This is a genomic window from Pseudomonas edaphica (genome assembly GCF_005863185.1).
GTDB classification, from domain to species: Bacteria; Pseudomonadota; Gammaproteobacteria; order Pseudomonadales; family Pseudomonadaceae; genus Aquipseudomonas; species Aquipseudomonas edaphica.
Genome location: NZ_VBVZ01000497.1, coordinates 1 through 4,694 on the forward strand (window position 1 = coordinate 1; position 4,694 = coordinate 4,694).

Genomic DNA, 4,694 nt, shown 5'->3' on the forward strand with positions numbered 1-4,694 from the left:
CCGCCATCGCAGGCAAGCCAGCTCCCACATTTTTGATTGGGTTTACAACCTTCAGCCCAGCAGCGCCTGCTGGCTCTTGCCGAACGTCAAATACTCCACCAGCTCCGGCAACGGCAACGGCTTGCTGATCAGGTAACCCTGGGCCTGATCACACCCAAACAGCCGCAACAACGCCAGCTGTTCAGGGGTTTCCACCCCTTCGGCCACCACTTCCAGGTTGAGGTTGTGGGCCAGGTTGATCATGGCATGCACCAGCTTGCGGTTTTCTTCGCGCTCTTCCATGCCGCCGACGAAGCTCTTGTCGATCTTCAGCAAGGCAATTGGCAGGCTGTTGAGGTGCACGAATGAGGAAAAACCGGTGCCGAAATCATCCAGGGAAAACCGCACACCCAAACGGCCAAGGGCGTCCATGGTCTGCTTGACCAAGTCACTGCGGCGCATCACGGCGGTTTCGGTCAGCTCGAATTCCAGCCACTGGGCTTCGACACCACGCTCGGCGATCAGCCGGCTCAACGTCGAAAGCAACTGGCTGTCCTGGAATTGGCGAAACGACAGGTTGACCGCCATATGCAGCGGCGGCAGGCCGCGTTCGCGCAGGTCTTGCATATCGCGCAAGGCCCGCGAGATCACCCAGTAACCCAATGGCACAATCAGGCCACTCTGTTCGGCCAAGGGCACGAATTCGCTGGGTGGCAACAGGCCACGCTCGCCGTGGCGCCAGCGCACCAGCGCTTCCAGGCCGACGATATGCCCGTCGTCCAAATCCAGGCGCGGCTGGTAATGCAGCTCCAGTTCGTCGCGGCGCAGAGCACGGCGCAGCTCACTTTCCAGGTCGGCCAGGCTGCGGGCGTTGCGGTTGATGCGTTCGTTGAAGATGTGAAAGGTACAGCCCTGGGTACTCTTGGCCTGCTGCATGGCGATGTGCGCGTGCCACATCAGCGGGTCGGCCCCGGCGCGGGCACGGGCATGTGCCACGCCCAGGCTGCAGCCGATCAGCAGGCTTTCGCCATCCACCCAATACGGCTCGGCCATGGCTTCGGTAATGCGCTCGGCCATCCACTCGGCGCGCTGGGGCGCACGGCGGGTGTCGATCAGCAGGGCGAATTCGTCGCTGCCCAGGCGCGCCAGTTGGTCACCGGCTTCGAGTTGGCTCTTGAGCCGCGAGACCACTTGCAGGATCAAACGATCGCCGGCCTGATGGCCCAAGGCGTCGTTGGCGTGACGAAAATTGTCGAGGTCCAGATGGCCGAGGGCCAGGCCACGGCCTTCGTTTTCAGCCAGGCGCGCCGCCAGCAAGGTCTGGAAACCCTGGCGGTTGGCGATACCGGTCAGCGGGTCCTGTTCGGCCAGGCGCTGCAGGGTGTTTTCCAGCACGCCGCGCTCACGCACGTGGCGCAGGCAGCGGCGCAAGGTATCGGTATCCAATGCACCAAAGACCAGCCAATCGCTCACACCCAGCGGTGAAACCAGCGGTTCCTGCTCCAGCAGCAATATGCACGGCAGGCTGCAACGGCCTGGGCCGGGTTGCAGGCTGGGCGTGGTCAATAACACGGCACTGTGGTCGTCATCGAACAGACGACTCACCGAGTCCCAGTTGGGCGCGCTGACCAGCACAGCCCCATCGCCCATCGGCGCCAGGCACTCGCGCAACAACGCTGCCCACGCTGGCTCATCGGCCAGTAGCAGCAAACGCAAGGGTTCGACAGGCGTAGACAAGCTAGCTCCCTAGACTCTGCAAAATTTTTTGGCGGCGGGCATTATGACGCGCGGCCTGATAATCACCAATGATAAGGGTTATCAAATACGCTAACGGTATACATTCGCTGCAGTTACCCGTCACATCCTGCGGCAAAGTATCAAAACCGGCAAATTTAGATCGAGTGGTACGTCACACCGTCGTTCTAAAGCAGCAGAATCTTGCCAGCCTGTTAAAATGCCCGCCCTTTTGAACAACGACTCCCTGATTTCTGTATGTCCCGACTCAATCCCCGGCAGCAAGAAGCCGTGAACTACGTCGGCGGCCCTCTATTGGTGCTCGCCGGTGCTGGCTCCGGCAAGACCAGCGTGATCACCCGCAAGATCGCGCACCTGATCCAGAACTGCGGCATCCGTGCCCAGTACATCGTCGCCATGACCTTTACCAACAAGGCCGCGCGCGAAATGAAGGAGCGTGTCGGCACGCTGCTCAAGGGCGGCGAAGGCCGTGGCCTTACGGTGTGTACCTTCCACAACCTGGGCTTGAACATCATCCGCAAGGAGCACGTGCGGCTGGGCTACAAGCCGGGCTTCTCGATCTTCGACGAGACCGATGTGAAGTCGCTGATGACTGACATCATGCAGAAGGAATACGCAGGCGACGACGGCGTGGATGAGATCAAGAACATGATCGGCGCCTGGAAAAACGACCTGATCCTGCCGCCCCAGGCCCTGGAAAACGCGCGCAACCCCAAGGAGCAGACCGCCGCCATCGTCTACACCCACTACCAGCGCACGCTCAAGGCGTTCAACGCGGTGGACTTCGACGACCTGATCCTGCTGCCGGTAAAGCTGTTCGAGGAACACGCCGACATCCTCGAAAAATGGCAGAACAAGGTGCGCTACCTGCTGGTGGACGAATACCAGGACACCAACGCCAGCCAATACCTGCTGGTGAAAATGCTCATCGGCACGCGCAACCAGTTCACCGTGGTAGGCGACGACGACCAGTCGATCTACGCCTGGCGTGGCGCGCGCCCGGAAAACCTGATGTTGCTCAAGGACGACTACCCGTCCCTGAAAGTGGTGATGCTGGAGCAGAACTACCGCTCCACCAGCCGTATCCTGCGCTGCGCCAACGTGCTGATCTCCAACAACCCCCACGAGTTTGAAAAACAACTGTGGAGTGAGATGGGCCATGGCGACGAGATCCGCGTGATCCGCTGCCGCAATGAAGACGCCGAAGCCGAGCGCGTGGCCGTGGAAATCCTCAGCCTGCACTTGCGTACCGACCGGCCCTACAGCGATTTCGCGATCCTGTATCGCGGCAACTACCAGGCCAAGCTGATCGAGCTGAAGTTGCAACACCACCAGGTGCCGTATCGCCTGTCGGGCGGCAACAGCTTTTTCGGACGCCAGGAAGTAAAAGACCTGATGGCCTACTTCCGGCTGATCGTGAACCCGGATGACGACAACGCCTTCCTGCGCGTGATCAACGTGCCGCGTCGGGAAATCGGTTCGACGACCCTGGAAAAGCTCGGCAACTACGCCACCGAACGCAAGATCTCGATGTACGCCGCCACCGACGAAATCGGCCTGGGCGAGCACCTGGACACGCGCTTCACCGATCGCCTGTCGCGCTTCAAACGCTTCATGGACAAGGTACGCGAGCAGTGCGCCGGCGAAGACCCGATCAGCGCCCTGCGCAGCATGGTCATGGACATCGACTATGAAAACTGGCTGCGCACCAACAGTTCCAGCGACAAGGCTGCGGATTACCGCATGGGCAACGTCTGGTTCCTGATCGAGGCGTTGAAAAACACGCTGGAGAAGGACGAAGAAGGCGAGATGACCGTCGAAGACGCCATCGGCAAGCTGGTGTTGCGCGACATGCTTGAGCGCCAACAGGAAGAAGAAGACGGCGCCGAAGGCGTGCAGATGATGACCCTGCACGCGTCCAAGGGCTTGGAATTCCCTTACGTGTTCATCATGGGCATGGAAGAGGAAATCCTTCCGCACCGCTCCAGCATTGAAGCTGACACCATCGAAGAAGAACGGCGCCTGGCCTACGTGGGCATTACCCGCGCACGTCAGACACTGGCCTTCACCTTCGCGGCCAAGCGCAAGCAATACGGCGAAATCATCGATTGTGCCCCCAGCCGGTTCCTGGATGAACTGCCGCCGGACGATCTGGCCTGGGAAGGCAATGACGACACCCCGACCGAGGTGAAGGCCGTTCGCGGCAACACCGCCTTGGCGGACATACGCGCGATGTTAAAGCGCTAGAATCGACTACTTTTTAATCTACTTTCGGCGCAAACCGCGCCATTAGAGGAAGCTTTCCGTGGAAGCACTGCACAAGAAAATTCGCGAAGAAGGCATCGTGCTTTCCGATCAGGTCCTCAAGGTTGACGCCTTTTTGAACCACCAGATCGACCCGGCGCTGATGAAGTTGATCGGCGACGAATTCGCCGCGCTGTTCAAGGACTCGGGCATCACCAAGATCGTCACCATCGAAGCCTCGGGTATTGCACCGGCGATCATGACCGGCCTGAACCTGGGTGTGCCGGTGATCTTCGCCCGTAAGCAGCAGTCTCTGACCCTGACTGAAAACCTGCTGTCGGCCACTGTGTATTCCTTCACCAAGAAGGTCGAAAGCACCGTGGCGATTTCCCCACGTCACCTGACCAGCAGCGACCGCGTGCTGGTGATCGACGACTTTTTGGCCAACGGCAAAGCGTCCCAGGCGCTGATCTCGATCATCAAGCAAGCCGGCGCGACCGTTGCAGGCTTGGGGATTGTGATTGAGAAGTCGTTCCAGGGTGGCCGTGCGGAGCTGGATGCGCAGGGTTATCGGGTTGAATCGCTGGCGCGGGTGAAGTCGCTGGCCGGTGGCGTCGTCACCTTCATCGAGTAATCACTGCCTGAACTCGATTAAAAATGTGGGAGCTGGCTTGCCTGCGATGAGGGCCTGACAGTCGACAACTCTGTCGACTGAC

The 4,694-nt window shown here is 60.0% G+C and carries 3 protein-coding genes; 2 read left to right on the forward strand and 1 reads right to left on the reverse strand.

The annotated features are described in order from the left end of the window. Positions 1 to 51: 51 nt before the first annotated feature. Positions 52 to 1,716: a putative bifunctional diguanylate cyclase/phosphodiesterase gene (locus FEM54_RS25090; protein ID WP_017135872.1), complete on the reverse strand. Its 1,665-nt coding sequence runs from the start codon at positions 1,714 to 1,716 to the stop codon at positions 52 to 54. Positions 1,717 to 1,971: 255 nt separating this feature from the next. Here FEM54_RS25090 and rep point away from each other — a divergent pair, with 255 nt between their 5' ends. Together rep and FEM54_RS25100 are read left to right on the forward strand one after the other, a co-directional pair. Next, the gene (rep, locus tag FEM54_RS25095) at positions 1,972 to 3,981 is read left to right on the forward strand and encodes a DNA helicase Rep (RefSeq protein ID WP_017135871.1); all 2,010 of its coding nucleotides are present in this window, start codon (positions 1,972 to 1,974) and stop codon (positions 3,979 to 3,981) included. A gap of 58 nt (positions 3,982 to 4,039) precedes the next feature. Further along, a complete protein-coding gene (locus tag FEM54_RS25100) occupies positions 4,040 to 4,612 on the forward strand; it encodes a xanthine phosphoribosyltransferase (protein WP_010207474.1) in 573 nt (190 codons plus the stop codon). Positions 4,613 to 4,694: the final 82 nt, after the last annotated feature.